A 22,123-nucleotide genomic window follows, 5' to 3' on the forward strand; every position below is an offset into this window, starting at 1 on the left:
CATATCGATCAAAGGAGGCTGAAATCATGGACGATTTCGAACTACACGGTGCCGAAATGCAACAACTTTTAACCGATCTGAAGACCGTCAACCGCTTGCTGGGAGGAAATGAGGTGACACTTTCCGGTATTGAACAATTGCTTCCGAAGCACCCTTTAACAAGGCCAATCACCATTTTAGATGTGGGCTGTGGCGATGGTGAAATGCTCCGACAGTGCGCACGTTATTTCCGAAGCAAAAATCAAGAAATTAAGTGTCTGGGCATTGATGCGAATCCGCATATTCTGGAGGAGGCCGCAACCCGTTCGGCCGATTTTCAAAACATTCGCTTTCAAAAGCATGATGTGTTTTCTACAAACGCCTCATTACCGCCATTCGATATTGCCTGCTGCACCTTATTCTTGCATCATTTTAAGAATGACCAAATTCGTTTGCTCTTACAACAGTTCAGTGAGCAAGCCGCCCTGGGAGTAGTGGTTAACGATCTTGCCAGAAATCGTTGGGCATTTGAGTTGTTTAAACTATTTGGTTCTCTATTTTTGAAAAGTAAGATCGCAAAACACGACGGATTGGTTTCCGTAGCGAGAGGATTTAAAAAAGAAGAATTATTGGAACTGAGCAATACGATTGAAGGACACCATCAGATCACCCTGAAATGGGCATTTCGATACCAATGGATAATCACAAAACTATGAGCGTACACATTCCTGCAGTGGCTAAACAGCTACCTCCGTACACGAGAAATACTTCGGAAATACTTCCGTTTGTAGAAATGTGGATGAGCGGGCAAGACAAACGATTCCAGCGTAAGGTGATGAAGATCTTTGAAGGCGCTGGAGTAGATCGCCGCTACGCCATCATGGACGCACCCGATGTTTTTGAGCATACCTCTTTTGAAGCGCGAAACGAGCTGTATGTGGAGGCAATGAAAAAATTAGGCAAACAATCGCTTGAGAAAGCCTTGCAAAAAGCGCAGTGGAATCCAAAAGAGATAGATTTTATAATCACCGTGAGCTGCACAGGCATCATGATTCCTTCCGTAGATGCGTATCTGATCAACGAATTGGGCATGCGACAAGATATCGTTCGCTTGCCGGTTACCGAAATGGGCTGCGCGGCCGGTATCTCGGGAATGATCTATGCCTATCAGTTTTTAAAAGCGAATCCCGGGAAGCGCGCTGCCGTGATCGCTCTCGAATCGCCTACCGCCACCTTTCAATGGAATGATTATTCGATGGTAAACATTGTTAGCGCCGCTATTTTTGGCGATGGTGCGGCCTGTGTGCTATTGTCTTCTGAAGAAAATGCCACCGGACCCAAAATTATCGATGAAGGGATGTATCACTTTTACGATGCTACCCACATGATGGGCTTTAAATTGGTGCATAGCGGACTCCAAATGATCTTAGATAAATCGGTCCCGGAAACGATCGCAACACATTTTCCGAAAATCATTCATCCATTTTTAGAACGCAATGGAAAAACAATTGAAGACGTAGATCATTTGATCTTTCATCCGGGCGGGAAGAAGATCGTGCAAACCGTTGAAGACTTATTCGGAAGCCTCGGTAAAAATATTGATGATACAAAGGCCGTTCTCAAAGAATACGGAAATATGAGCAGCGCAACGGTACTATATGTTTTGGAACGTTTCATGGACCGAAACCCGGAACCGGGCAGTTTAGGGATTATGCTCAGTTTTGGACCTGGATTCTCGGCCCAACGGATCTTATTAGAGTTTTGATATGACACAACAATCAATAAAAAATCAGTGGGCGTTAGTAATAGGGGGCAGTAGCGGACTCGGTTGGGCGTCTGCCGCTCAGTTAGCGGAGGACGGATATCATCTGTGCATTGTGCATCGCACTCGTAGAAGTGCCTTAAAAGAGTTTGAAGCAAAAGCGCTCGCCTTAGAAGAACACGGTATACAAGTTCTCCAATTCAATCAAAATGCGTTAGCAACAGAGACCATTAATAAGGTGCTTTTGGAACTCCCAAAACAGTCCGTTGCCGTCCTAATCCACAGTATTGCCAAGGGAAGCTTGAAGCCTATGAATACGTCTGAGGGAGCGTTACAGATTGAAGATCTCAATATTACCTTGCACGCTATGGCTACGAATTGGTACCAATGGACACAATTGGCCATTAACACAGATCGCTTGGCGCATTCGGTGTGTAATGTGGCCTTTACTAGCGAAGGAAACAATAAGGTTTGGCCCGGATATGGGGCCGTATCTGCTGCCAAAGCTACTCTGGAAGCCTTAATGCGTCAAATGGCGGTAGAATTTGCCCCCAAGGGAATTCGCACCAATTGTATTCAGGCAGGAACCACCATAACCCCTTCGTTTGAAATGATCCCGGGGAGTGAGCAATTGGCTAAAATGGCGGAAAAAAGAAATCCGTTTCAGCGACTCACAACGCCTAAGGACATCGGAAATGTGGTTTCCATACTTTCTTCGGAAAAAGGAGCCTGGATCAATGGTACCGTACTCATAGCCGACGGTGGCGAACACTTGCGCTAATGACAAAAAAGTTTCAATACATACTCGATCAGCTGCCCTACAAAGCACCCTTTCGCTTTATTGATCATCTCACGCATGTGGATGAAGAGGGTGCGTCAGGCACCTTCACATTTTCAGAAACCTTAGATTTTTATCAGGGTCATTTTGTAAACCATCCGGTTACCCCCGGAGTGATCCTCACCGAATGTATGGCGCAAATTGGGGTGGTATGCTTAGGACTTTTTTTAGCCGCTTCGGAAAAACTCTCTGATACGGCTACCGTCGCACTTAGTGAAACGAATATTGTATTTCATAAAGCGGTATTTCCGGGAGAAAAGGTGTTTGTTGCCTCAGAGAAAGTATACTTCCGCTTCGGAAAGCTAAAATGTAAGGTGCGCATGAAGAATACCAAGGAGGAAGTCGTTTGCCAGGGCACTATTAGTGGCATGTTAATTCAACCAGACTTATGAAACCACGCATTGTTATCACCGGACTGGGAATCGTTGCTCCCAATGGAGTGGGTTGCACCAACTTTGAAGCCGCTTTGCGTTCGGGAAGCTCGGGCATTCGTTTTTTTCCGGAGTTAGAAGCCTTGAAGTTCTCATGCCAGATAGGAGGGAAGCCGCCTCTTACGCAAAACATCATAGACGCCAATTTGTCTGCGCTACAGCAACGGAACTTTAATGCCAACGGAATTCTATACGGAATCATTTCCGGAATGGAAGCCTTACGAGATGCCAATATACGCCCTGCCACTGCCGAGGAAGATCCGTTATGGAACCTCGGGATCATCTTTGGAACGGGCACAAGTGGTGTTGACAAGTTTCGCGAAGCCATCTACCAGGTAGATGATAAAAAAGTACGTCGATTAGGAAGCACTACGGTGGTTCAAACGATGGCTAGCGGTATTAGTGCCTATTTGGGAGGCATGATAGGTGCCGGAAATCGAGTTACCACCAACTCGGCTGCCTGTGCCACCGGCACCGAAGCCTTGCTTCTTGGGTATGAACACTTGGTGGCCGGAAAAGCAAGGCAAATGCTCTGTGGTAGCTGCAGTGATGACGGTCCGTATCTCTGGGGTGGTTTTGATGCCATGCGCGTCACCACCTGGAAATACAATGATGCACCAGAACAGGGCTCGCGGCCCTTGAGTGCTTCCGCCAGTGGATTTGTTCCTGCAAGTGGTGCCGGAGCCTACGTGCTAGAAACCCTGGAAAGCGCCAAGGCAAGAGGCGCTACAATGTACGCGGAAGTACTGGGAGGCGCCATCAATAACGGTGGGCAACGCCTTGGTGGTAGCATGACCGCTCCTAACAACACGGCGGTGCAACGTTGCATCATCGATGCACTTAGTAATAGCCAGGTTTCCGCTTCAGAAATCGATTATATCAATGGGCATTTAACGGCGACCGTTAAAGATCCGGTAGAAATAGACAATTGGTGCAAAGCGTTGCAACGTTCCGGAGCGGACTTCCCCTATATCAACTCGCTCAAAGGAATGATCGGGCATGGCTTGGCGGCAAGCGGTAGTATGGAAATTGTTGCTAGCCTACTTCAGTTAAAACACAACTTTATTTTCCCCAATGTAAATGCAGAAGATCTTCATCCGGATATTGAAAATCAAGTGGATAGCGATCGCATTCCGAGAAACACTTTAGAAATTCCGCTAACCACCGTGGCAAAAGCGAGTTTCGGTTTTGGAGATGTCAACGCGTGTGTTATCTTTAGAAAAATTTAAAACTCCATGACCACCGAACGGATTTACGCCAAATTACTTCCCATTATTCAAAATTATTTACCTGAAGATGTTTCTCCAGATGAGGTTGACCCCGATAAGGATCTCACCCGAGAACTGAATATCAATTCGGCACATCTGGTGGATGTGGTTTTAGACGTGGAAGACGCTTTTGATATTGAGTTTGCAAATGACGATATGGAAAGTTTGCGCACCGTAAACGACGCCATTAAGATCATTCAGAAGAAACTCAACCAAGATGCCTAAGCATGGAAGGACTTTTTACTCCCGAAAACTTCATAACACTTGCGCTCCTAACCCTACTTCAAGCGGTTCTAGGGCTCGATAATTTATTATACATCTCGATTGAGTCGAAGCGCGCGCCCCTTGAAAAACAGAAGAAAGTGCGCCAATTGGGCATCGGGCTCGCCATTGTGCTGCGTATTGTACTGTTGTTCGTTTTATTGCGACTTATCGAATTGTTTCAAGATCCCTTCTTCGGAATTCACGGGAACGGTATTTTTGAAGGTGATTTTAACTTACACAGCATCATTGTTTTATTTGGCGGCGTATTTATCATGTATACAGCTGTAAAAGAGATATTACATATGATGACTATCGAAAAGCATCAAGCTGAAGCTGCTAAACCAAAATCGGTGGGCATGATTATAACCTCCATTGTGATCATGAATCTGGTGTTTTCCTTCGATTCTATTCTGGGCGCTATTGCCCTGACGGATGTCTTTTGGGTGATGGCAACAGCGATCGTTATTGGTGGATTGCTCATGATCTGGCTCAGTGGAAAAGTCACCGAATTCTTAAAAAAGAATCGGATGTATGAGGTACTCGGACTCTTTATTTTGTTGATCGTCGGGGTTATGTTGCTTTCGGAAGGAGGACATATTGCCCATTTAAAACTCTTCGGAAACGAGGTTACACCTATGAGCAAAACGACCTTCTATTTTGTCATTGCGGTCCTGGTGCTTATTGATATTGTGCAAAGTCGCTATCAGAAAAAACTCAACCAACAATTGTAGCCAATGGAAAGCGGGGGCTTAGAACGTACTCCGAAGCGACTTGCGGTTAAACTTAGCGCGGCGGGCGAACGCATTGTGCGCAGTGGACACCCTTGGATCTTTTCTAAACATATCGTAAAGTGCAAAGAAGGAGGGAAGCCGGGTGATATTGCGGTAATATTTGGGCAACAGTCGAATACCGTCATGGGAATAGGTCTCTTTGATCCGCTTTCTCCCATACGCATAAAAATGATACACGCAAAAGGACCTGCCCTCCTCGACAGCACCTTTTTTTCAGAAAAAATAGCAAAAGCCAAACACTTACGCACGCCGCTCTTAGCCACCCAAACCAATAGTTACCGACTCTTATTCGGAGAGAACGACGGACTCCCGGGTCTCATTGCAGATGTCTTCGATAAGGTGCTTGTCGTAAAACTTTATTCGGCCATTTGGATTCCATTTCTTAATACTATACTGCCACTCTTGGAAGAACAGGCCCAAACGGAAACTACCGTGATCCGCCTCAATAGAATGCTTCAGAAACATCCCCAATCTGGACTTTCGGAGGGGATGCTTTGGACGGGCACACTGCCTTCAGAAACCATTCCGTTCCTGGAACATGGGATTAAATTTCAAGCCAATGTCATCAAAGGACACAAAACCGGGTATTTTTTAGACCATCGTCACAATCGGAAACGCGTAGGCGAAATGGCTCGAGGAAAGACGGTTCTAGACGTTTTTTCGTATGCCGGAGGATTTTCCGTACACGCCTTGGCAGGGGGTGCAACAGAAGTAACGAGTGTTGATATTAGTGCGCAAGCGCTCGCCGTCGCAGAAGAAAATGCAGCCCTCAATAGTTTCAGTGGCACGCATGAGACGGTAGCCGGAGATGCCTTTGAGGTTTTGGAACAATGGGTTTCCGAAGGAAGAACGTTCGATATGGTCGTGATCGACCCTCCCAGTTTTGCAAAGCGCGCTTCAGAAATTCCGAAGGCTATCAAAAAGTACCATCAATTAGCCCTTTTGGGAGCGCAACTCGTAGCGCCCCAGGGAACGCTTGTATTGGCCTCTTGCTCATCCCGTATAAAAGCAGATCAATTCTTCGAAATTAACAACACCTCTTTACAGCGTTCGGGTAGCATCTTCAGCTTGGTTCATACGACAAGACACGATATTGATCATCCCGTCACCTTTCCGGAAGGTTGGTATTTGAAGTGTGGTTATTACAGAAAAGATAAAGAATCTAGGGAATAGGCGTCTTATTCCCCCTCTACGTCCCCTTAATTTTTAGGTCTTATATCTTCAATGATCTCGGTACTCACCCAGAATATGTCTGCATTTTCAAAAGCGTCTGACCCCATATTTCTATGAAAAAAAAGATATTTCCCGTCTGGTGTGACGGAAGCCGCCGCTTCCCAAGCCTCCGTATTGACCCTATCGCCTAGATTGAGTGCCTTTCCCCAAGAACCATCTTGTTGCCGAAAGCTAATGTAGATGTCTGAATTACCCTTTCCGTCTTCTCGTTCACTGTCCCAAATCAAATACGTTTCATCGGGAGCAATAAAGGGATGTGCCGTCCTACTTCCTGAATTAATTTCTTCGCCGAATGCTTTTGGGCTTTGACGCACGCCATTTTTCAAAACAGAATATTGAATGGTGCCAATGGTATCTCTTTCATCAAAAACATAGGTTCCTAATTTAGAAGCAGAAAGGCGCATGATGGGTAAGGTATCGAAAGGAGCTGGAAGTTCTTTTATTTCAGACCATTCACCATCTTTATTGCGATTCTTATACCTTCTGCCTAAGTGCATGGTTTTACCATCTGGAGAAAAGATGGGCTGGCCAACCCGTGCGGAAATAACGCTATCTTTCCATTCACCATCGTGATCTTGAATAAGAACAAACTGCTGACTTGGTTTTCCTTCCTCATCGATTACTTCTCTGATAAAATAAAACTCTTTTAAATCAGGAGTAATAGCTCCACCATATTCCCAACCCTGTGTGGTAACTATTCCAGGAGCGAAAGGTTCGGGCATTGGTCCAGGTGGTTTTTGGCCAAGATACAGACGCTCTTCGGCTGTTGCATCTTTGTTTTTTCTATCGTCTCCATTTGTCTTACAAGCCGTTAGAGCCAGTAAAAGTAGGAACGTTGAGATGTTGAATAAATGATTTTTCATTGTGTGTATAGTTGTGGTCTTACTTTTTCTGTAAGATTTATTCGTATTCTTTCGTTCATGTAAACAACTAGTTCTTTGAATTCAAAACGCTCTAAGAATAAGTATTTACGCTTTTTCTCCTTGCGGAAATCCTGAATTGCAACATTCAACGCAACTGGGTACATCTCTAATGAAAACTTAGAGGCTCCCCGAAACGATGAATAGGTTTTCCAAAGTTGCAGCACAATTTCTTGAAACGAATCTTCTCGATGCGTCTTATTATCACAGTACATCCTACAGTCCTTGTGACTGACTCCTTGAAACCCATCTACTCGCTTGACAACTGAATCTTCTGATATTTTTTGTTCCAACAAAAGCAACTAGGTTACAACTATTGGTTGCAGTTGACACTCAATAATTATAACCGAGCAGTGTTTTTTCAGATTCCCTTCAACACTATCGATAACACTAAAACACTCGCAAAGCCAGTAAACGCCAATAAAGTGGTCATCACCGTCCAACTCTGAAAGGTTTGTTTTTCATTCATTCCCAAATACTTACTAACCAACCAAAAGCCACTATCGTTTACGTGGGATAGGATGGAAGCACCTGCTGCGATGGCAATTACTAGCAACGCTTTGTCCGTTGCTCCGGAATCTGCCAGCAACATGGGCGCAGTTACTCCCGCGGCGGTAATCATGGCAACCGTAGCAGACCCCTGTAGGATACGCACTAAGGCAGCCACAATAAAGGCAAACACAAGGGTGCTAAGACCTAAATCTGAGAAATACGTGGCGAGCATGTCGCCTGCGCCTGTAGTAATAAGCGTTTCCTTGAAAACGCCACCTGCTCCGGTGAGAAGAATGATGACGCCAGCAGGAGCCAAAGAACGCGTGGTAATATTCTGAAGTGCCTTTCGGGACGTCCCGCGACGAACTCCCAGCACATACCAGGCCAATAGATTTGCCAAAATAAGTGCCACAAAGGGGTGGCCTATCATTTGAAGCCAGTTGGTAACCGTTTCGGGAAGCCAATTGCGACCTATCGGACTATTTAATAGCGTGTTACACACAATAAGAATAATGGGAAGGCCGATGATCACAAAAATCACTCCCACCGATGGCAACTGATGGCGCTTTTCGCTATTCTCAAAACCTTCCGGCGCCGAGATATGAATTCGATTGGCGATATACTTTCCGAAGAGCGGACCACTCACGATGGCCGTTGGAATTCCTACTATAAATCCAAAGACAATCACCCAGCCGAGATCAGCATTCAGAATGTCCGCCACTGCCACCGGACCCGGCGTTGGAGGAATAAAGGCATGCGTGATAGCAAGTCCGGCCAACAAGGGAATTCCGTATAGTAAAAGCGACTTTTTAGACTTGCGTTGAAGCGAATAAATAAGCGGCACCAGGATAATAAAAGCGACGTCGAAGAAAACCGGAATGGCTACAAAGAACCCGGTACCCATCAATGCCCAGGCGGTATTCTTATTCTTTGTTTTGTTCAGCAAAAATCCAGCAACGGCTTCCGCGCCACCACTGTGTTCTAAAATAGCACCGAACATGGCACCGAGTCCGACGACCACCGCTACAAACCCCAAGGTATTGCCCATTCCTGTTTTTATGGTGTCAATAATGGCGAGAGGCGGCATGCCGGCCAGGATCCCCACCAGAATACTGGCGATCAACAAGGCGATAAACGCTTGCATACGAAATTTCAAGATGAGTATCAGCAGCACGGCAATCCCCGCGCCTATGGCAAGTAGTAAGGTACTATCCATTTGAGTCGTTCCAATTGGTGGTAAATGATGCTGTGTCGGGATGATCTTTTCGACGATAGGTATGTCCGCCAAAACTATCTCGTTGCGCTTGAATTAAATTTGAAGGTAACGATACTGAAATTATTGTATTCCAGTAATTTAGAGCGTTTGAAAAACAAGGGATTGGAATCGCACTCTCCAGAGAAACAGCAACCACCTCTTTGAGGGCAGAAACGCCTTTCTTTCGGTGCTCGTCATAGGCTGAAGCAAGCAGCAGGTCGTTTTCCTTTTCAAGGGTTTCAGATATTGTGACCATCAGTTTTGAAGCGAGAATACAGCCGTTGGTCCAAACTCTTGTGATTTCCTGAAGCGAACAATTCCATCCGTAATGGTTAGAAGCTATTTGTAGCAACTGCAAGCCTTCATGATGATTTAGCAAACGGGCCCATTGGTAGGCATGACGTAATTCTGTTGGCGACAGATCCGTTACTGTTCCGGAAGTAGGGTTTTGCAATTCAGACCAGGCGGAACGTTTCTTTTTGAACGTCGATAAGGATCTGGCAAACAAGGCTGCGGCTGTAAATGTAGCCGGAGCTCCTAACTCGGTTGCTGCCTGCACCGTCCAGCTTCCCGTTCCTTTGGCCGCTGCTTGGTCGCAAACCAGTTCCAAGAGCGGTTTGCCTGCTTCTTTTTTTCGAAGAATGGCGATGGTGGTTTCCAGTAGAAAGCTTTGTGCTTCGCCTTGATTCCATTCTGAAAGGAGGTCGGCCATCGCGTCTTGTGACATATGCGGCCGAAGCAGCGCGTAGACTTCACTTAGCAATTGCATTTCGGCATATTCAATTCCGTTGTGAACCATTTTCACAAAATGGCCACAGCCTTGCGGTCCTAAATAGGACACGCATGGTGTACCGAAACGATCTTTAGCCGCAATGCTTTGTAAGATGGGTTCTATAAGATAATAGTCTGAATAGCGCCCCCCAACCATCATAGACGGGCCGTTTCGCGCCCCCTGTGCACCCCCGGATATGCCTACGCCAAAAAAGGAGATGCCCTCCTTCTGAAGGTCTCCGCAGCGTCTAAAGGTATCTTTATAATGAGAATTTCCCCCGTCAATAAGTATATCGCCTTTGTCGAGTAGGGGAGTGAGTTGATTGATCACGCTGTCTACGGCAACTCCTGCTGGAATCATCATCAAGATTCTCCTGGGTTTGATTAGCGAAATTATGAAGTCGGTTAACACCGTATGTCCTTGGACAGCTGCCCCTGAATGGCGCTGCAAAAACTTCGGAATCACGCTCGCTTCTTCACCTTCCGAACGGTTGAAAACCGATAGGGAAATGCCTTTCTCTATGGTGTTGCTCGCAAGATTTGCTCCCATGACACCCAAGCCTATGATGCCAAATTCAGCTTTTTTCATACAAGGAGTATTGGGTTACTATTGTTGAAACAAGGGCTTCCGGTGAATGGGTTACTGCCAGGTGCAGTGCATTTTCCGGCACTTCCAACGTATCAAATTGCGATTTCAACAGGGACGGAGGCATGTAATGGTCTGTGCGTTGCTGTAATCGTTGTACGATGGTGTCGTAATCACCTTGTAAGTACACCCAAAACGCAGCACGAGTGGGATCTAGTAGGTTACGGTACCTGTGTTTTAATGCGGAGCAGGCGAGTACCGCTTCCCCTTTCTCTGACCACGTTTGGATACGGTTCGCCAAGAGGCGCAACCAAGGTTCTCGGTCGGTATCGTTCAAAGAATTTCCGCTTTGCATTTTCTGTACATTTTCTTCGGGGTGGAAGTCATCTGCATCGTAAAAGGGAGCGTCTAGTTTTTGGGCCAAAAGCGATCCTACCGTTGTCTTTCCGCAGCCACTAACACCCATAATTACAATCAAAAGTTCTGTTTTAAAAAAGAAGCTACAAGATACACAGAATTTCAATTCTTTTAAAAGCCTGTTAATGGGGGCGTTAAAGAGTTTTAAAAGCCCTCGGAATACGGTATTGAAGCGGTATCTTCTAATTATAAAATTATTACGTTATGAAAAAGATATTGTTACTAGGATTATTACTCATTGCCACAGGGGCTTTCGCACAAGATGCTTTTCTTCAGAAGGACAACGACGAAATGGAAGCCAGAGCCGAAGTTTTGACACAACGATACAATGAAGAACTAGCGCTTACACCCAAGCAAATGACCTTATTTCAGAAGAAGGTAGAGGAATTTCTAATACGTGCCGAATCCATTCGAATGAAAACCGAAGGAAAGAACGAGATGGATGCTTTGGCTGAACTTCAGATTCAAGAAATTACTGAAATGAACAATGTGCTTACGCAGCCACAAATGGACTTGTATAAAAAGATGCGGCCCGTTATGCAACCTATAGGCGAAGTTTCGAGCAAGGATAAAATGTAAGCAGACAACGAGAGAATAAAAGCGAAAAGCGCAGTTAATACTGCGCTTTTCTTATAGGGAGTTGTTCGTGGGAGAACGGTTATTTAAATTTTTCATCTTTGGTGGTTGATTCGATGGTCGGGTCGTCTGTGTGCATCGTTTTCTTGAGTCCGGCAGAATCTACTTCGAAAAACTCCATGATCTCGGTGGGATTTTCAATCTGCTTCATGGTTTCTCCATTGATGGCGATAGGTTGGGTAAGTACTTCATTATTATTCTGAAGGATCTTTACCCAATCTTCAGTGTTATAGTCAGATCGGTCGGTGTCATCATCCTTCAAAACGCGTTTATCTACCAAATCGCCCACCTTTACGTTAAGGCCATCAGCAATTTCTGCCCATTGGGTTCCCGTTACCTTTACTTTTGCAATATCAATTTCATGAATCTTCTCACTGATCCCTTGTAAGTAACTAAGCGTGTGTTTTCCCACTCTTGTGTTACTGCTATACACTAAGGTAAGCTGTTTGTCGTCTCTTGCGAGTACTGCCATATCTTCCATCTTAATGAGTTTGCATCTTTTCTTTCCGCTTCTGTAGTTGACGCTTCAATTCATTATACGATTCACTAACAGATTTTTCAAAACTATCATTCGATGCTTCTGCAAATATACGAGGTCCGGGAGCACTTAAACGAATATTACAGATTTTTCCGGTTTCGTCGCTTGAAGTGTTCTCCGTTTTGAAGAATACATCGGCCCGTACGATAAAATCGTATCGGTTAAACAATTTTTCTAATTTCTTAGCGGTAAAAATTTCCAGCGCATCGCTAGCTGACACCTTATCATATTCAAAGTTGATGTTCATAATTATTGATTTTCCTTTAAAGATACAATAGGAGAGAGGGGAGGCAAAATTTTTAATAGTTCTTTGTGAAAAAACCCCTCAAAATTCCTGCGATGCGTTAAATGTTTTGTAATTGTTTTTCGAAGCCAAACACAGTCGTTACTTTTAGAAAACTAAAAAGAAAAAAATGGCTGAAACACTTGAAAAGATTAAAAAAGTAACTCCAACCGAATTTGACATTCATCCGTTGCTAGCATCCCGATGGAGCTCTAGAGCATTCGATTCGAAAGCGCTTACGGAAGAAGATATCCACGTGCTGTTGGAGGCAGGACGATGGGCCCCTAGCAGTAACAATCTACAACCCTGGCGGATTGTTTGGGGATTGAAGGGAACAGAAACCTATGATCGCATTTTTGATTGTCTCGTGGAATTCAATCAAGGTTGGGTCGACGGCGCTCCCGCTTTGTGGTTAGGAGCCATTAAAACCGATATGAAAAAGGGGGAAAAAGAAAACTTTCATGCGCTTCATGACCTCGGTCTTTTTATGGGGAACGTGGTAACTCAGGCACAATCTATGGGAATTGCCGCGCATCAAATGGCCGGACTTGATTTTGAGAAGGCGAAGAAAGAGTTTGGTTTTCCGGAAAATTATCATGTAGCTACCGCCACGGCCTTCGGGTATTATGGAGGAGACCCAGAAACGCTTTCCGAAGACCTACAAGAAGAAGAACTTAAAACAACACGCGAACGCAAGTCGCAAACCGAATTTGCCTTCAACGGAAATTTCAAAAAAGACTAATTATGGAAAAAACAAGAAAACAAAAGAAGCACGCCGACTTCCAAGATGCGTACCGCAGATCTTCCAATTTCAATAAAACAACCAAAAAGGAGGATTTTCAACCGGGAGATAATGGAGAGTTAACCTTAGCTCAAAAAGAAGAACGTGATGCTAAGAAAATTGCCGATGCGATGAAGCATTTGGAAGATGAAGATACAGACGAGAACAGTTAGTGAATTGTGTTTTGGTTAAAACGGCGGTATTTGTAACAGAATATCGCCGTTTTTTTATGAGGGTAAATGAGGGTCGTCGGTAGGAGAGGGGTTGGTTTCGGAAGGCGGTTCATGGATATAGATCGATGCCAGAACACCACCCAAAAGAGCCACCGCGATAACAGCCAAAGAGGCCCATTCCGGAATTTCGATATGGTGTGAAAAGATCATTTTGAGTCCGACAAACGTCAGGATCGCCACCAGGCTATAGTTGATATATCTAAATTTCTGAAGCATTCGAGAGATCAGGAAATACATAGAACGGAGCCCCAGTATCGCCAGTATATTAGAACTGAATACTAAGAAAGGATCGGCGGTAATGGCGAGGATGGCGGGAATACTGTCGAGCGCAAAAAGTACGTCCGTCAGTTCGATGACGATTAACGCCAGAAAAAGGGGAGTGGCCATGCGTTTCCCCATTTTTCGGATAAAAAATTTGTCGCCTTCGGTATGGTGTGTGACGGCGAAGAATTTCCGCACCCAGCGATAGACCTTCGAATCTTTCGGATTAAAATCCTCTTCGCTATCAGACCGCAGCATCTTGTAGGCCGTATAGAGCAGAAAGGCTCCGAAAACATAAATAATCCAGTCGAATTTATTGATGAGCGCTACACCAAAGAGAATCATGAGTCCGCGAAACACCACCGCGCCTAGTATTCCCCAAAAAAGTACTCGATGTTGGTATTTGCTGGGAATATTAAAAGACGAAAAGATAATCGCGATCACAAATACATTGTCGATGCTCAGCGATAACTCTATCAAATACCCTGTGATGTACTTAAGTGTTGCGTTAGGAGGCGTGAGGTTGGTGGGATTCTCGACGAGACCGTTTTGAAAAAGCAAATAGATGACCCCTGAAAATGCTAGGGCAAAGGATACCCAGACGGTGGTCCAGATAGCGGCCTCTTTGGTCTTAATGACATGTGCCTTTCGGTTAAAAACACCTAAATCTAAGGCAAGAAAGATAATTATGAGCGCGATAAAAGCAGTCCAGATCACGAGCGGTTGGTTTTACGGCAAAAATACGGCGACCGTTCGGGAAACTGTTTTAGAGAAATGTTAAGGTTGGGGGTTGGTTAGTTAGTTAGTTAGTTAGTTAGTTAGTTAGTTAGTTAAGATATGAGAAAAGAGACAAGAGGCAAGAGACGGGAAGTAGGATGTAGGACGTAGGATGTAAGAGAAAGAAGAAGCAGCTTAGTGAATTGGTGAATTAGTGAGTCGGAAGCGTATAGCAGGACCATTGCCATCGTTTTAGGGCATTGGGGCATACTTCTTGTACTATAAGGATTGTTAAACTCGTTGTGTCTATGGCATACAATGCTTATCTTAAACCTATGAAAAAGAAATCCTTATATCGTCGATTGTTCCTTATTGCCGTCATGGTTATTGTGTTTCAAAGTTGTGGTTCTTCTGAAAGTGCCAATGAGGAGGCACAAAATGCGCAAGCTTTTCAGGCAATTTCTGAGTTGGTCGCTTCTGAAATGTACCGCATTGATGTGGAAAGCGTACAGCCGTTTAATACGGCGACGACCACTGCCGTGCTAAATGACCTGGCGCCGTATATGAATGGAAGTACTACCGGAAACATACAAGTGGGTGGCGACAATTATTTTTTAGAAGTGCGACAAGGAAAAGTCGTGGCGAATATGCCATTTTTTGGACAACAGTTGCAAGGCAGCGGCGGAAACCGAAATGCTCAGGATGTGGGTGTGGATATGGAGGGACGTACGGAAACGTATTCGGTGAACGAGCGCAACGAACATATTGAAATGTATTTTGAAGCAGATGATTCAAATAGCAGAACAGAACGCTACCAGGTATTCATTAGAGCGTATCCCAACAATCGCGCGATGATTCAGGTGACGTCTTCCCAGCGCACGGTGATTCGATATATGGGTAGAATTCATGCCATTCCGGATGCGATGTAGGGAAGAGCGCTCCCAATTTTTATAATTCTTAAAGCGCGTAGCTGAATGACCGTTTTTCTCTGTACCAAAATTTTCTATTTTACATAATATAAATTATAGTACATTATAGTACATTTAAGTATATATACGGATAGCGCTTTTTCTGCGCTATTTTATATAATTCCAGATATAATGCCTTTAGGCTTATATCGTCAGGAATTATGTAAAAGCATATTTACGCCAGGCACAATTTCTCTTCAGCTATGATTCTAAATTATAGAGAAAAATATCGTTAAAAAAAATATTTCGGATTTGCTCGCCCGAAAAGGATCCAAAAAAGGACGCTCTATACGAATTATTTTCACTGCCTAAAACCAAGACGCAGCGCTCTTATTCTGTGTAAAGTAGTATTTAGCTACAACCATTGAGTGAAATCTAATCGCCAAATTGATGCAAAATGTCTTCCTCTCGCTATGCTCGTCGGAGACACTAAAAATCAAGGCTGCATACGGGCGATCGTTTAAAAAGGTCTACTAGACCTTTTTAGGGAGCAGCGAGGCGGTGCGCTGGCAGGAAACAATTAACGGCTCATTCCACTATATTTTAGGAAGCATTGTAACTAGTCAAGAATGTTTTGAAATTTGTTTTAAAGTTGAAACTCGCAAGATTATGTATTACTAAACCCATAAAATAGGGTCGCTCCACTCTCCTATTGTTTTAGCCATAATTTTATGAGGCAGATTTACCTATTTAGCTTCCATTTTTTGGTTTTTTCATCTTGAATCACTACTCCTACGGTTTTCATTATCTCAAGCATAGTTCTTGGTATGTGATCTTGATGCTTACCACTATGACCATAATTTATACCTATTGTGCGGCGTATATATACATTTCTGATGCCATCCTTTGGATGGAGCATCTTTTAATATCATATGAATTGCGGCTTTCAAGTTTGCAAGACCTTTTTGTGCCATTTGATAAGGATAATGCATTTATGCTACATTTTTTAGTTCATTCATAATTTCTTTTATTTCGTTGGATTCCAGGAATGGTAGGTTTTTTACCCCTCCAACTAGATTTAGCATCTTTAATATTTCTTGAACTGATTTTGAAGTTATTAAAGAAGGATTTTCTGAAAAAAACTCAAGAACACCAGTTCTAATATTTTTATTAGTGCCTATTGCCCTTTCTAACAAACTTGTAGGAAGATCAGTTCCTTTCAACAATGTTTCGGTTAATTCCCAAGGATTTTCACGGTTTTCATCATAGGTTAGATATCCAAACCACCATAACCTTGAAATTCCATTATGAGTTAATGTCCTAAGATTTGTTGTGGTGAGTAAATATCTTTCTTTAATATAATTTTTCTTTTTATCCTTTTGTAGTTCTGCAACTGGCCATCGTTTTCTCATATATTCCCAAAAAGTTACATGGGTTAAATATGTCCATAATCTCGGATCTGATGCCTGCGTAGGTGTTAAAGTTCGAAAGGCTTCGTAAATAATCTTAGTATTCTCAATCTCCTTTAAATCAGCACCTTTATTTCCTTCAGGAATAGCTAAGGTTATATTATTAGGTACATATATTCTACTTCCACCATTTGGATGAACATTTTCTTTTTCCAGAGGAAATTCCATCTGTTCATAATGCGAAAATTTCTTATTATCGAAAACCTGAAGATATATATGATTTAAGTAGCCAGACGAAAATATTTTTTGCTCAATATGACTTTCTTGTATTTTCATAAGATTATTTTACTCATTATAGACTAGGTTATCAATTGTTTTAAAAGTTCTATTTAAAGGATTATCAAGAATTTTTTGACCAGAAAATAATGCATTATCATTGCCTTTACTTTTTTCTTCTACTAAACTCTGTAATATCTTGAACCAGCTATTATCACTGAACTCACTTGTTGGATCTTTAACAATTTCAATCGCATCCATTAATGCAGGTAAAACTACAGAGCTGTGCAGAAGTTGTTCAGCATATTGATGCCCAGCTATATCTCTATATTTTTCATAGTCGTTCTTAGATAGTTGTACTATAATTTTTTCACCGTGATAAGAATTTTGTATTGGACCATTTTCTTTTTCTGTTTTTTCAATTTGCATAAATGACGAAATAGCTTTTAACTCTTCTGGAGTTTTATTTGCATGGAAAACACCTTGCCCTCCATAAGCCAGAATTTCTCCTTTGCCTAATTGAAAATAAACACCGTTATAATCTGCATGTGCTTGAGAATTGCAGTAATCCTTTATATCCTTTGCAGCACAAACAAAAAAATCTAATTGAACTTCATTTCTTAATTCCTTTGTTGGGATAATAATCTTTTGCTGAACACTACTTTCTGATTTAAATAATGATCTATACATTGTTGACCTGCAATATACTTGCGTAGCAAATAACGCTTGTCCATTTTGAATCATGCTGATAATATCCATGTTTTCCAAATCAAAAACGGGTTCTATTTTAATCGTATCTTTCCCGGCTTTGACACTTAAATGCACATTAAATTTCCCTTTAATTGCATTTTCAATACCTAATACAGGGTGAGGATATTCTCTATTATTGTAAACCATAGCCTTCTAATTTTAATGACATTTTTATTAAACTATTGATTTTAACATCTAACATTAGTTTATTGCCTTTTGACAGAGGAACCTTCATTATTCTATATCCACTTGCTAAATATTTATTCCCATTTACGTCTTTTGCATCTAAAATTTTAATTTTTTCAACAGACGTTTCACCTATAGCAAACAGTTTTAAATTACAATTACCCGTAATTTCACTATCTATTATAATTCTATATAGTAATTCATTGTTCTTCTTGTCTTTCAAATAAATTCTCGATTTAAGTCCTTCACGCAAAAGAGCATTATTTTTCCCTTCTCCTCCTCCACCTCTTTTTTTCTTTTTTGTTCGTTTATTTTTTGTCCTACCTAAAATAATAGCTTCTCCACCGACTCCTTCTATAGGTGTGTTTATAACTGCTACTTTGTATGGTGAAACCAAGACATCCTTTTCAAACTCTTCACTTTTGCCAATTTCCTTACTTGATTCACTTTCACTTTCCTTCCCAGTATATTCTCCTCCATTTCCATTATCTCCTGAAAGGTCCCCGCCTTCATCAAAAGGAAGATACTTATGAACACCAGGAATGTCTAAAAGCTCACTTTCTTCTATACGTGTTAAAGATTTCAAACTGCTTTTAATGAAAGTGTTTATTTCAAGCTCTATCTGACTTCCTTTTTCTTTATGCCTATGCTTATCCCATCGATCGTGTTCCGGCGATTCCATTTTTCTTAACTCACGATTTCCTTTATCGTTCTCACAAATGAAAACCCCCGAGTAGTTGGCTGGAAAGCGAAATGCTCTAGTGTAAATAACCATTTTCGATTTCCGAATCATTGCTATTCTATTTAAATGTTCATCAGATTTTCTAAAATAAAATCTAACATCACTTAGAATCTCAGTTTTATCATCAAATATTTCGTCACTATTCTTAAAAGCTCTAAAATACTCCAGAGGGTTCCCTTCCGGCTTATTATTGTCTTTGGTGGGTTCATTTATAAAATAGTGGATTAATTTTTCTTCAAGATTTCTACTACTTAAGGTTTCACCGTCAATCTCTACCTCTAATTCATTATGCAAGATTGCAGGCCAAAAATTTCTGAGAACTGATTCGAGTAGCTTCCGTTGCCAATCATCTTCAATTTTATAACCCATAATATAAATATCAAGGCCTCTACCCTTTCTAACCATGTGCTCATCAATCTGTTTTCGATTTCTTACAGAACTCTGATTATCTAAGCCAAAAGAACCATATCCTCTTTTAACATCTCCATTATTATCATCATGACTAACTATTTTACTAACACCTTGAAATACATTTTGTCCAAGTTTATTGACTGTAGAATAAAAGCATGTTCTTAAATAAGAAGCTGCAAAGGGCGCACCTTTACCAATACCAAATGAACCTCCTTGACCTTCATTTTTATTGGAAGAACCAACAGATCTAACCAACCCAAACCACCCCTCTTCTCTATCATTATCTCCACCGTTAAGACCTTCAGTATTGTAATCTGAAATTTTTAAAACATTTATTTTGTCACTAGTCAAGCAATTAAAACCGTTTTTAAGAAACTCTTGGCACTTTAAATTATCTTTCGGCCAAAACTTTTGTGCACTTTTCCATATTTCTAAAAATTGTTTGTGATCAGGAAACATTAACTGGGAGAATTCTTCTAAAGAAAAAACTACTCTAACAGGTTTTTCTTTATCTAGTCGTACATCAAGAGCATTCTGTAAAATTTCCCTAGCCAAGAAGTAATTATAGTCACCTTCAAAGTATTCGACTTCAGGATTTGAAACTCCATCTTCAGAACCACCACCAGTTGAAGCAAATTGCCAATAAGGAAGTTTTAGTGTCATAGTTTAAAATTTAAATGATTGCTTTGACTTTTTTGCGATTTCGTCATTAAACCTTTGCTCAGTTTTTCTTAAAGTATCTTTTATAACTGAAAACATTTTCTTTACATCATTCTCATTAAAGTCATAGTTATTCCTATTTGAACAATTGCCTAACAATTCGAGTTTGTCAATTATATATTGGACTCTTTTACTAGCAACATCTTCAAATCTTTCTCTTTTAGATTTCATAATATATTAAAAAAATGTATTTACAATACAAATGTATGATTTTAATGGAAATATAAAAAGTATAATATTAATATATTACTATATACTAATTATATAGTATACAAAATGAAAATATTCATATATTATTTCAGAATATTTGAAACTATTTCGCCCATTTGTTTGGCTAAATAAGGCGGAACAGCATTACCTACTTGATGGAATTGTTGTGTTCTGCTACCTCTAAAAAGGTAATTATCTGGGAAAGTCTGAATTCTTGCTGCTTCTCTTACAGTCAAGGAACGACATTGAGTAGGATCATAATGAATAAAATAATGTCCGTCCTTTGAAATATGACTAGTAACAGTAGTGGCTGGTAGATCAGGAACTTGAACACGAAAACGATCTGTAAACTTTCCTGAATTTACATTCGCATGATCTGGCACCAAATCTTCATTATGTCTTGCAAAGTCTGAAAGTCTAGGAAATGTGTTCTTCTTCTCCACATATAAACTTGCAAATAAGTATCTCATTAGGTCTTGAGTGAGATGCGATCTCGATTCATGATTAGCCAAACCTCTTAATTTCGCATCATAATACCAGTCCCTTAAAGGGTGTGTTTTTGATATTGAAATTTTATAAGGAATGAACTCACTACCAATTCCAAACTTAAAAAATGGAGCACCATCACTTAATCCGTTTAAATTTAGTTCTCCCCATTCTTTAATTTTCAAAATGAATTTATTCAAGTACAATTGCCATTCAGCATCAGAATCTTGTATATTTTTGTAAATACGTTTTGAGCTGCCGTTTGCATTTCTCTGGTTCAAATCATATTTATCAAACTCTCTATTCAATCCACTCCTTAACGACGGTAATTCTTCAATAACAGATCTCAATGTAATTGGCTTCTTTGGCTTGAGAAAAGTATTATTATGCTTAACTCCTTTCTTGAGACCTAGTAAAATAACTCTGTGTCTTTTCTGCGGTACTCCATAAAATTCAGACTTAATTAGAAAATCTTTATCACTACTAACAGGTTTTATAAATGAATGTATTCCATACTCACCTCCGAGTTGTAAATCTCTTTTCATCCAATCAAACACCTTCTCTTCTTCGACTTTTGCTGATAACAATCCCTTGACATTCTCCATAACAAAAACTGAAGGAGAATGTTCTTCAATAATCCGTAAATATTCCTTATACAAATAAACTCTGTGATCTTCTTTATGTATTCCACCAACTCTAGATCTACCAACATTTGAGTAGGCTTGACAGGGAGGGCCTCCAATTAAAACCCAATTTCCAGAATATCCGCTTAATTGTTTTTTAATGAGATTATCCACCTTTTTAGCAGGCCATTTATCAGCTCCTAACTCAATAAGCCTTGCTTCATTTCTTGCAATTTTTCCTTCTGGATATTTATCAAGGGTATTTTCAATTAGATGTTCACGTTTCTTAAGATCTCTTTCTCTATAAGCTTCGTAATATTCTTTAGGGACTTCTTTATTGTGTTTTACAAATTGCCTATAAAAACTACGCCAAACTAATGTTTTATGAGCATGTATATCTTTTTCAATCGATAGCTTAATATCAAATACAGATTCACCATTGTTGTCAGTTACAGACATAAACCCTTCACCTAAACCACCTGGTCCTGCAAATATGTCAATTACAGGTATTTTCACAATTTTAAATTATTAAGAATATTATTCAATGTTTGTTCTCTTTTTTTTGATAGTTTTTTTCTTGGTTCCAATTGACATTCTCCCCATATAACAATTACTTTCCATCCAGCTTCATTCCATAGCGACATATTTATTTCATCTCTTTGGACAGCAAATTTTCTTTTGGAAGTCATCTTCTCTGACGGAGTGTTAACCAATTCTCCATATTTACAACCTTGATGTAAATGCCAAAAACAGCCTCTTACATCCACTATTGCTTTGTACTTTTTCAAGACAATATCCGGTTTACCGGGTAATCTTTTGTCATGTAAAGTATATCTATAACCATGAGCATGTAGAAATTTTCGAACTAATAATTCAGGCTTTGTATTCTTACCTTTTATTTGACTCATATTATAACTTCTAGTTTCTGAACTATGCACATCCATAA

Annotated in this window: 25 protein-coding genes; 12 read left to right on the plus strand and 13 right to left on the minus strand. The window is 41.1% G+C overall.

The window, feature by feature from the left end:
- The first annotated feature begins 26 nt into the window (after positions 1 to 26).
- The 8 genes from PO830_RS00225 to PO830_RS00260 are packed head-to-tail and all read left to right on the plus strand — an operon-like array spanning position 27 to position 6,506.
- Positions 27 to 695: a methyltransferase domain-containing protein gene (locus PO830_RS00225; protein WP_272851514.1), complete on the plus strand. Its 669-nt coding sequence runs from the start codon at positions 27 to 29 to the stop codon at positions 693 to 695.
- Positions 692 to 1,744, plus strand: coding sequence for a type III polyketide synthase (locus PO830_RS00230; RefSeq protein WP_272851515.1), 1,053 nt, complete (start codon positions 692 to 694; stop codon positions 1,742 to 1,744). Before PO830_RS00225 ends, PO830_RS00230 begins: the two co-directional genes overlap by 4 nt.
- A gap of 1 nt (position 1,745) precedes the next feature.
- On the plus strand, positions 1,746 to 2,522 hold the full coding sequence (locus tag PO830_RS00235) for an SDR family oxidoreductase (RefSeq protein WP_272851516.1): 777 nt from the start codon (positions 1,746 to 1,748) through the stop codon (positions 2,520 to 2,522).
- Positions 2,522 to 2,971, plus strand: coding sequence for a 3-hydroxyacyl-ACP dehydratase FabZ family protein (locus PO830_RS00240; protein ID WP_272851517.1), 450 nt, complete (start codon positions 2,522 to 2,524; stop codon positions 2,969 to 2,971). The genes PO830_RS00235 and PO830_RS00240 overlap by 1 nt, the downstream gene beginning before the upstream one ends.
- Positions 2,968 to 4,239 carry a beta-ketoacyl-[acyl-carrier-protein] synthase family protein gene (locus PO830_RS00245; RefSeq protein ID WP_272851518.1) on the plus strand — a complete coding sequence of 424 codons (1,272 nt, stop codon included), beginning with the start codon at positions 2,968 to 2,970 and terminating at the stop codon, positions 4,237 to 4,239. Before PO830_RS00240 ends, PO830_RS00245 begins: the two co-directional genes overlap by 4 nt.
- A 6-nt stretch (positions 4,240 to 4,245) precedes the next feature.
- Positions 4,246 to 4,503, plus strand: a complete 258-nt coding sequence (locus PO830_RS00250) for an acyl carrier protein (protein WP_272851519.1) — start codon at positions 4,246 to 4,248, stop codon at positions 4,501 to 4,503.
- 2 nt (positions 4,504 to 4,505) lie between these two features.
- The gene (locus tag PO830_RS00255) at positions 4,506 to 5,273 is read left to right on the plus strand and encodes a TerC family protein (RefSeq protein ID WP_272851520.1); all 768 of its coding nucleotides are present in this window, start codon (positions 4,506 to 4,508) and stop codon (positions 5,271 to 5,273) included.
- A 3-nt stretch (positions 5,274 to 5,276) separates the two neighbouring features.
- The gene (locus PO830_RS00260) at positions 5,277 to 6,506 is read left to right on the plus strand and encodes a class I SAM-dependent rRNA methyltransferase (RefSeq protein ID WP_272851521.1); all 1,230 of its coding nucleotides are present in this window, start codon (positions 5,277 to 5,279) and stop codon (positions 6,504 to 6,506) included.
- Positions 6,507 to 6,532: 26 nt separating this feature from the next.
- Here PO830_RS00260 and PO830_RS00265 read toward each other — a convergent pair whose 3' ends face one another.
- From PO830_RS00265 to PO830_RS00285, 5 genes are all read right to left on the minus strand, one after another.
- The gene (locus tag PO830_RS00265; RefSeq protein ID WP_272851522.1) at positions 6,533 to 7,429 is read right to left on the minus strand and encodes a hypothetical protein; all 897 of its coding nucleotides are present in this window, start codon (positions 7,427 to 7,429) and stop codon (positions 6,533 to 6,535) included.
- On the minus strand, positions 7,426 to 7,701 hold the full coding sequence (locus PO830_RS00270; protein ID WP_272852008.1) for a sigma factor: 276 nt from the start codon (positions 7,699 to 7,701) through the stop codon (positions 7,426 to 7,428). Before PO830_RS00270 ends, PO830_RS00265 begins: the two co-directional genes overlap by 4 nt.
- Before the next feature lie 146 nt (positions 7,702 to 7,847).
- Positions 7,848 to 9,194: a GntP family permease gene (locus tag PO830_RS00275; protein ID WP_272852009.1), complete on the minus strand. Its 1,347-nt coding sequence runs from the start codon at positions 9,192 to 9,194 to the stop codon at positions 7,848 to 7,850.
- Entirely contained in the window at positions 9,187 to 10,593 is a 1,407-nt protein-coding gene (gene gndA, locus PO830_RS00280) for an NADP-dependent phosphogluconate dehydrogenase (RefSeq protein ID WP_272851523.1), read from the minus strand. The genes PO830_RS00275 and gndA overlap by 8 nt, the downstream gene beginning before the upstream one ends.
- The gene (locus PO830_RS00285) at positions 10,580 to 11,068 is read right to left on the minus strand and encodes a gluconokinase (RefSeq protein ID WP_272851524.1); all 489 of its coding nucleotides are present in this window, start codon (positions 11,066 to 11,068) and stop codon (positions 10,580 to 10,582) included. Before PO830_RS00285 ends, gndA begins: the two co-directional genes overlap by 14 nt.
- 143 nt (positions 11,069 to 11,211) lie before the next feature.
- On the opposite strand from PO830_RS00285, the gene PO830_RS00290 reads away from it, so the two are divergent.
- Entirely contained in the window at positions 11,212 to 11,586 is a 375-nt protein-coding gene (locus tag PO830_RS00290) for a hypothetical protein (RefSeq protein WP_272851525.1), read from the plus strand.
- Between the two features lie 79 nt (positions 11,587 to 11,665).
- Here PO830_RS00290 and PO830_RS00295 read toward each other — a convergent pair whose 3' ends face one another.
- A complete protein-coding gene (locus tag PO830_RS00295) occupies positions 11,666 to 12,124 on the minus strand; it encodes an arsenate reductase family protein (protein WP_272851526.1) in 459 nt (152 codons plus the stop codon).
- A gap of 1 nt (position 12,125) precedes the next feature.
- Positions 12,126 to 12,428, minus strand: coding sequence for a ribosome hibernation-promoting factor, HPF/YfiA family (hpf, locus tag PO830_RS00300; RefSeq protein WP_272851527.1), 303 nt, complete (start codon positions 12,426 to 12,428; stop codon positions 12,126 to 12,128).
- Positions 12,429 to 12,594: 166 nt separating this feature from the next.
- On the opposite strand from hpf, the gene PO830_RS00305 reads away from it, so the two are divergent.
- Positions 12,595 to 13,206, plus strand: a complete 612-nt coding sequence (locus PO830_RS00305) for a nitroreductase family protein (RefSeq protein WP_272851528.1) — start codon at positions 12,595 to 12,597, stop codon at positions 13,204 to 13,206.
- Positions 13,207 to 13,208: 2 nt separating this feature from the next.
- Positions 13,209 to 13,418: a hypothetical protein gene (locus tag PO830_RS00310; RefSeq protein WP_272851529.1), complete on the plus strand. Its 210-nt coding sequence runs from the start codon at positions 13,209 to 13,211 to the stop codon at positions 13,416 to 13,418.
- 54 nt (positions 13,419 to 13,472) lie between these two features.
- On the opposite strand, the gene PO830_RS00315 is transcribed toward PO830_RS00310, so the two are convergent.
- Positions 13,473 to 14,456, minus strand: a complete 984-nt coding sequence (locus PO830_RS00315; RefSeq protein WP_272851530.1) for a TerC family protein — start codon at positions 14,454 to 14,456, stop codon at positions 13,473 to 13,475.
- 335 nt (positions 14,457 to 14,791) lie between these two features.
- Here PO830_RS00315 and PO830_RS00320 point away from each other — a divergent pair, with 335 nt between their 5' ends.
- A complete protein-coding gene (locus tag PO830_RS00320; RefSeq protein WP_272851531.1) occupies positions 14,792 to 15,385 on the plus strand; it encodes a DUF4251 domain-containing protein in 594 nt (197 codons plus the stop codon).
- Between the two features lie 971 nt (positions 15,386 to 16,356).
- Here the strand turns inward: PO830_RS00320 and PO830_RS00325 are convergent.
- The 5 genes from PO830_RS00325 to PO830_RS00345 all read right to left on the minus strand — a co-directional run bounded on the left by PO830_RS00325 (position 16,357) and on the right by PO830_RS00345 (position 22,121).
- Positions 16,357 to 17,109, minus strand: a complete 753-nt coding sequence (locus tag PO830_RS00325) for a DUF6339 family protein (protein ID WP_272851532.1) — start codon at positions 17,107 to 17,109, stop codon at positions 16,357 to 16,359.
- 9 nt (positions 17,110 to 17,118) lie between these two features.
- Positions 17,119 to 17,946 (minus strand): hypothetical protein, encoded by an 828-nt coding sequence (locus PO830_RS00330; protein ID WP_272851533.1) that lies wholly within the window; start codon positions 17,944 to 17,946, stop codon positions 17,119 to 17,121.
- Positions 17,933 to 19,801, minus strand: coding sequence for a hypothetical protein (locus PO830_RS00335; protein ID WP_272851534.1), 1,869 nt, complete (start codon positions 19,799 to 19,801; stop codon positions 17,933 to 17,935). Before PO830_RS00335 ends, PO830_RS00330 begins: the two co-directional genes overlap by 14 nt.
- A 350-nt stretch (positions 19,802 to 20,151) precedes the next feature.
- Positions 20,152 to 21,693, minus strand: a complete 1,542-nt coding sequence (locus tag PO830_RS00340) for a DNA cytosine methyltransferase (protein WP_272851535.1) — start codon at positions 21,691 to 21,693, stop codon at positions 20,152 to 20,154.
- The gene (locus PO830_RS00345; RefSeq protein WP_272851536.1) at positions 21,690 to 22,121 is read right to left on the minus strand and encodes a very short patch repair endonuclease; all 432 of its coding nucleotides are present in this window, start codon (positions 22,119 to 22,121) and stop codon (positions 21,690 to 21,692) included. The genes PO830_RS00340 and PO830_RS00345 overlap by 4 nt, the downstream gene beginning before the upstream one ends.
- Between the last annotated feature and the right edge of the window lie 2 nt (positions 22,122 to 22,123).

The sequence above is a fragment of the Altibacter sp. HG106 genome (genome assembly GCF_028561755.1).
GTDB lineage: Bacteria > Bacteroidota > Bacteroidia > Flavobacteriales > Flavobacteriaceae > DFVG01.

Bases quoted from the DNA above. Each gene is read 5' to 3' on its own strand.
- PO830_RS00250 (WP_272851519.1), top strand. From the start codon at position 4,246: ATGACCACCGAACGGATTTACGCCAAATTACTTCCCATTATTCAAAAT.
- PO830_RS00275 (WP_272852009.1), bottom strand. From the start codon at position 9,194: ATGGATAGTACCTTACTACTTGCCATAGGCGCGGGGATTGCCGTGCTG.
- PO830_RS00305 (WP_272851528.1), top strand. From the start codon at position 12,595: ATGGCTGAAACACTTGAAAAGATTAAAAAAGTAACTCCAACCGAATTT.
- PO830_RS00260 (WP_272851521.1), top strand. From the start codon at position 5,277: ATGGAAAGCGGGGGCTTAGAACGTACTCCGAAGCGACTTGCGGTTAAA.
- PO830_RS00240 (WP_272851517.1), top strand. From the start codon at position 2,522: ATGACAAAAAAGTTTCAATACATACTCGATCAGCTGCCCTACAAAGCA.
- gndA (WP_272851523.1), bottom strand. From the start codon at position 10,593: ATGAAAAAAGCTGAATTTGGCATCATAGGCTTGGGTGTCATGGGAGCA.
- PO830_RS00325 (WP_272851532.1), bottom strand. From the start codon at position 17,109: ATGAAAATACAAGAAAGTCATATTGAGCAAAAAATATTTTCGTCTGGC.
- PO830_RS00255 (WP_272851520.1), top strand. From the start codon at position 4,506: ATGGAAGGACTTTTTACTCCCGAAAACTTCATAACACTTGCGCTCCTA.
- PO830_RS00295 (WP_272851526.1), bottom strand. From the start codon at position 12,124: ATGGAAGATATGGCAGTACTCGCAAGAGACGACAAACAGCTTACCTTA.
- PO830_RS00290 (WP_272851525.1), top strand. From the start codon at position 11,212: ATGAAAAAGATATTGTTACTAGGATTATTACTCATTGCCACAGGGGCT.
- PO830_RS00270 (WP_272852008.1), bottom strand. From the start codon at position 7,701: ATGTACTGTGATAATAAGACGCATCGAGAAGATTCGTTTCAAGAAATT.
- PO830_RS00245 (WP_272851518.1), top strand. From the start codon at position 2,968: ATGAAACCACGCATTGTTATCACCGGACTGGGAATCGTTGCTCCCAAT.
- PO830_RS00235 (WP_272851516.1), top strand. From the start codon at position 1,746: ATGACACAACAATCAATAAAAAATCAGTGGGCGTTAGTAATAGGGGGC.
- PO830_RS00320 (WP_272851531.1), top strand. From the start codon at position 14,792: ATGAAAAAGAAATCCTTATATCGTCGATTGTTCCTTATTGCCGTCATG.
- PO830_RS00345 (WP_272851536.1), bottom strand. From the start codon at position 22,121: ATGGATGTGCATAGTTCAGAAACTAGAAGTTATAATATGAGTCAAATA.
- PO830_RS00310 (WP_272851529.1), top strand. From the start codon at position 13,209: ATGGAAAAAACAAGAAAACAAAAGAAGCACGCCGACTTCCAAGATGCG.
- hpf (WP_272851527.1), bottom strand. From the start codon at position 12,428: ATGAACATCAACTTTGAATATGATAAGGTGTCAGCTAGCGATGCGCTG.
- PO830_RS00335 (WP_272851534.1), bottom strand. From the start codon at position 19,801: ATGACACTAAAACTTCCTTATTGGCAATTTGCTTCAACTGGTGGTGGT.
- PO830_RS00330 (WP_272851533.1), bottom strand. From the start codon at position 17,946: ATGGTTTACAATAATAGAGAATATCCTCACCCTGTATTAGGTATTGAA.
- PO830_RS00265 (WP_272851522.1), bottom strand. From the start codon at position 7,429: ATGAAAAATCATTTATTCAACATCTCAACGTTCCTACTTTTACTGGCT.
- PO830_RS00230 (WP_272851515.1), top strand. From the start codon at position 692: ATGAGCGTACACATTCCTGCAGTGGCTAAACAGCTACCTCCGTACACG.
- PO830_RS00225 (WP_272851514.1), top strand. From the start codon at position 27: ATGGACGATTTCGAACTACACGGTGCCGAAATGCAACAACTTTTAACC.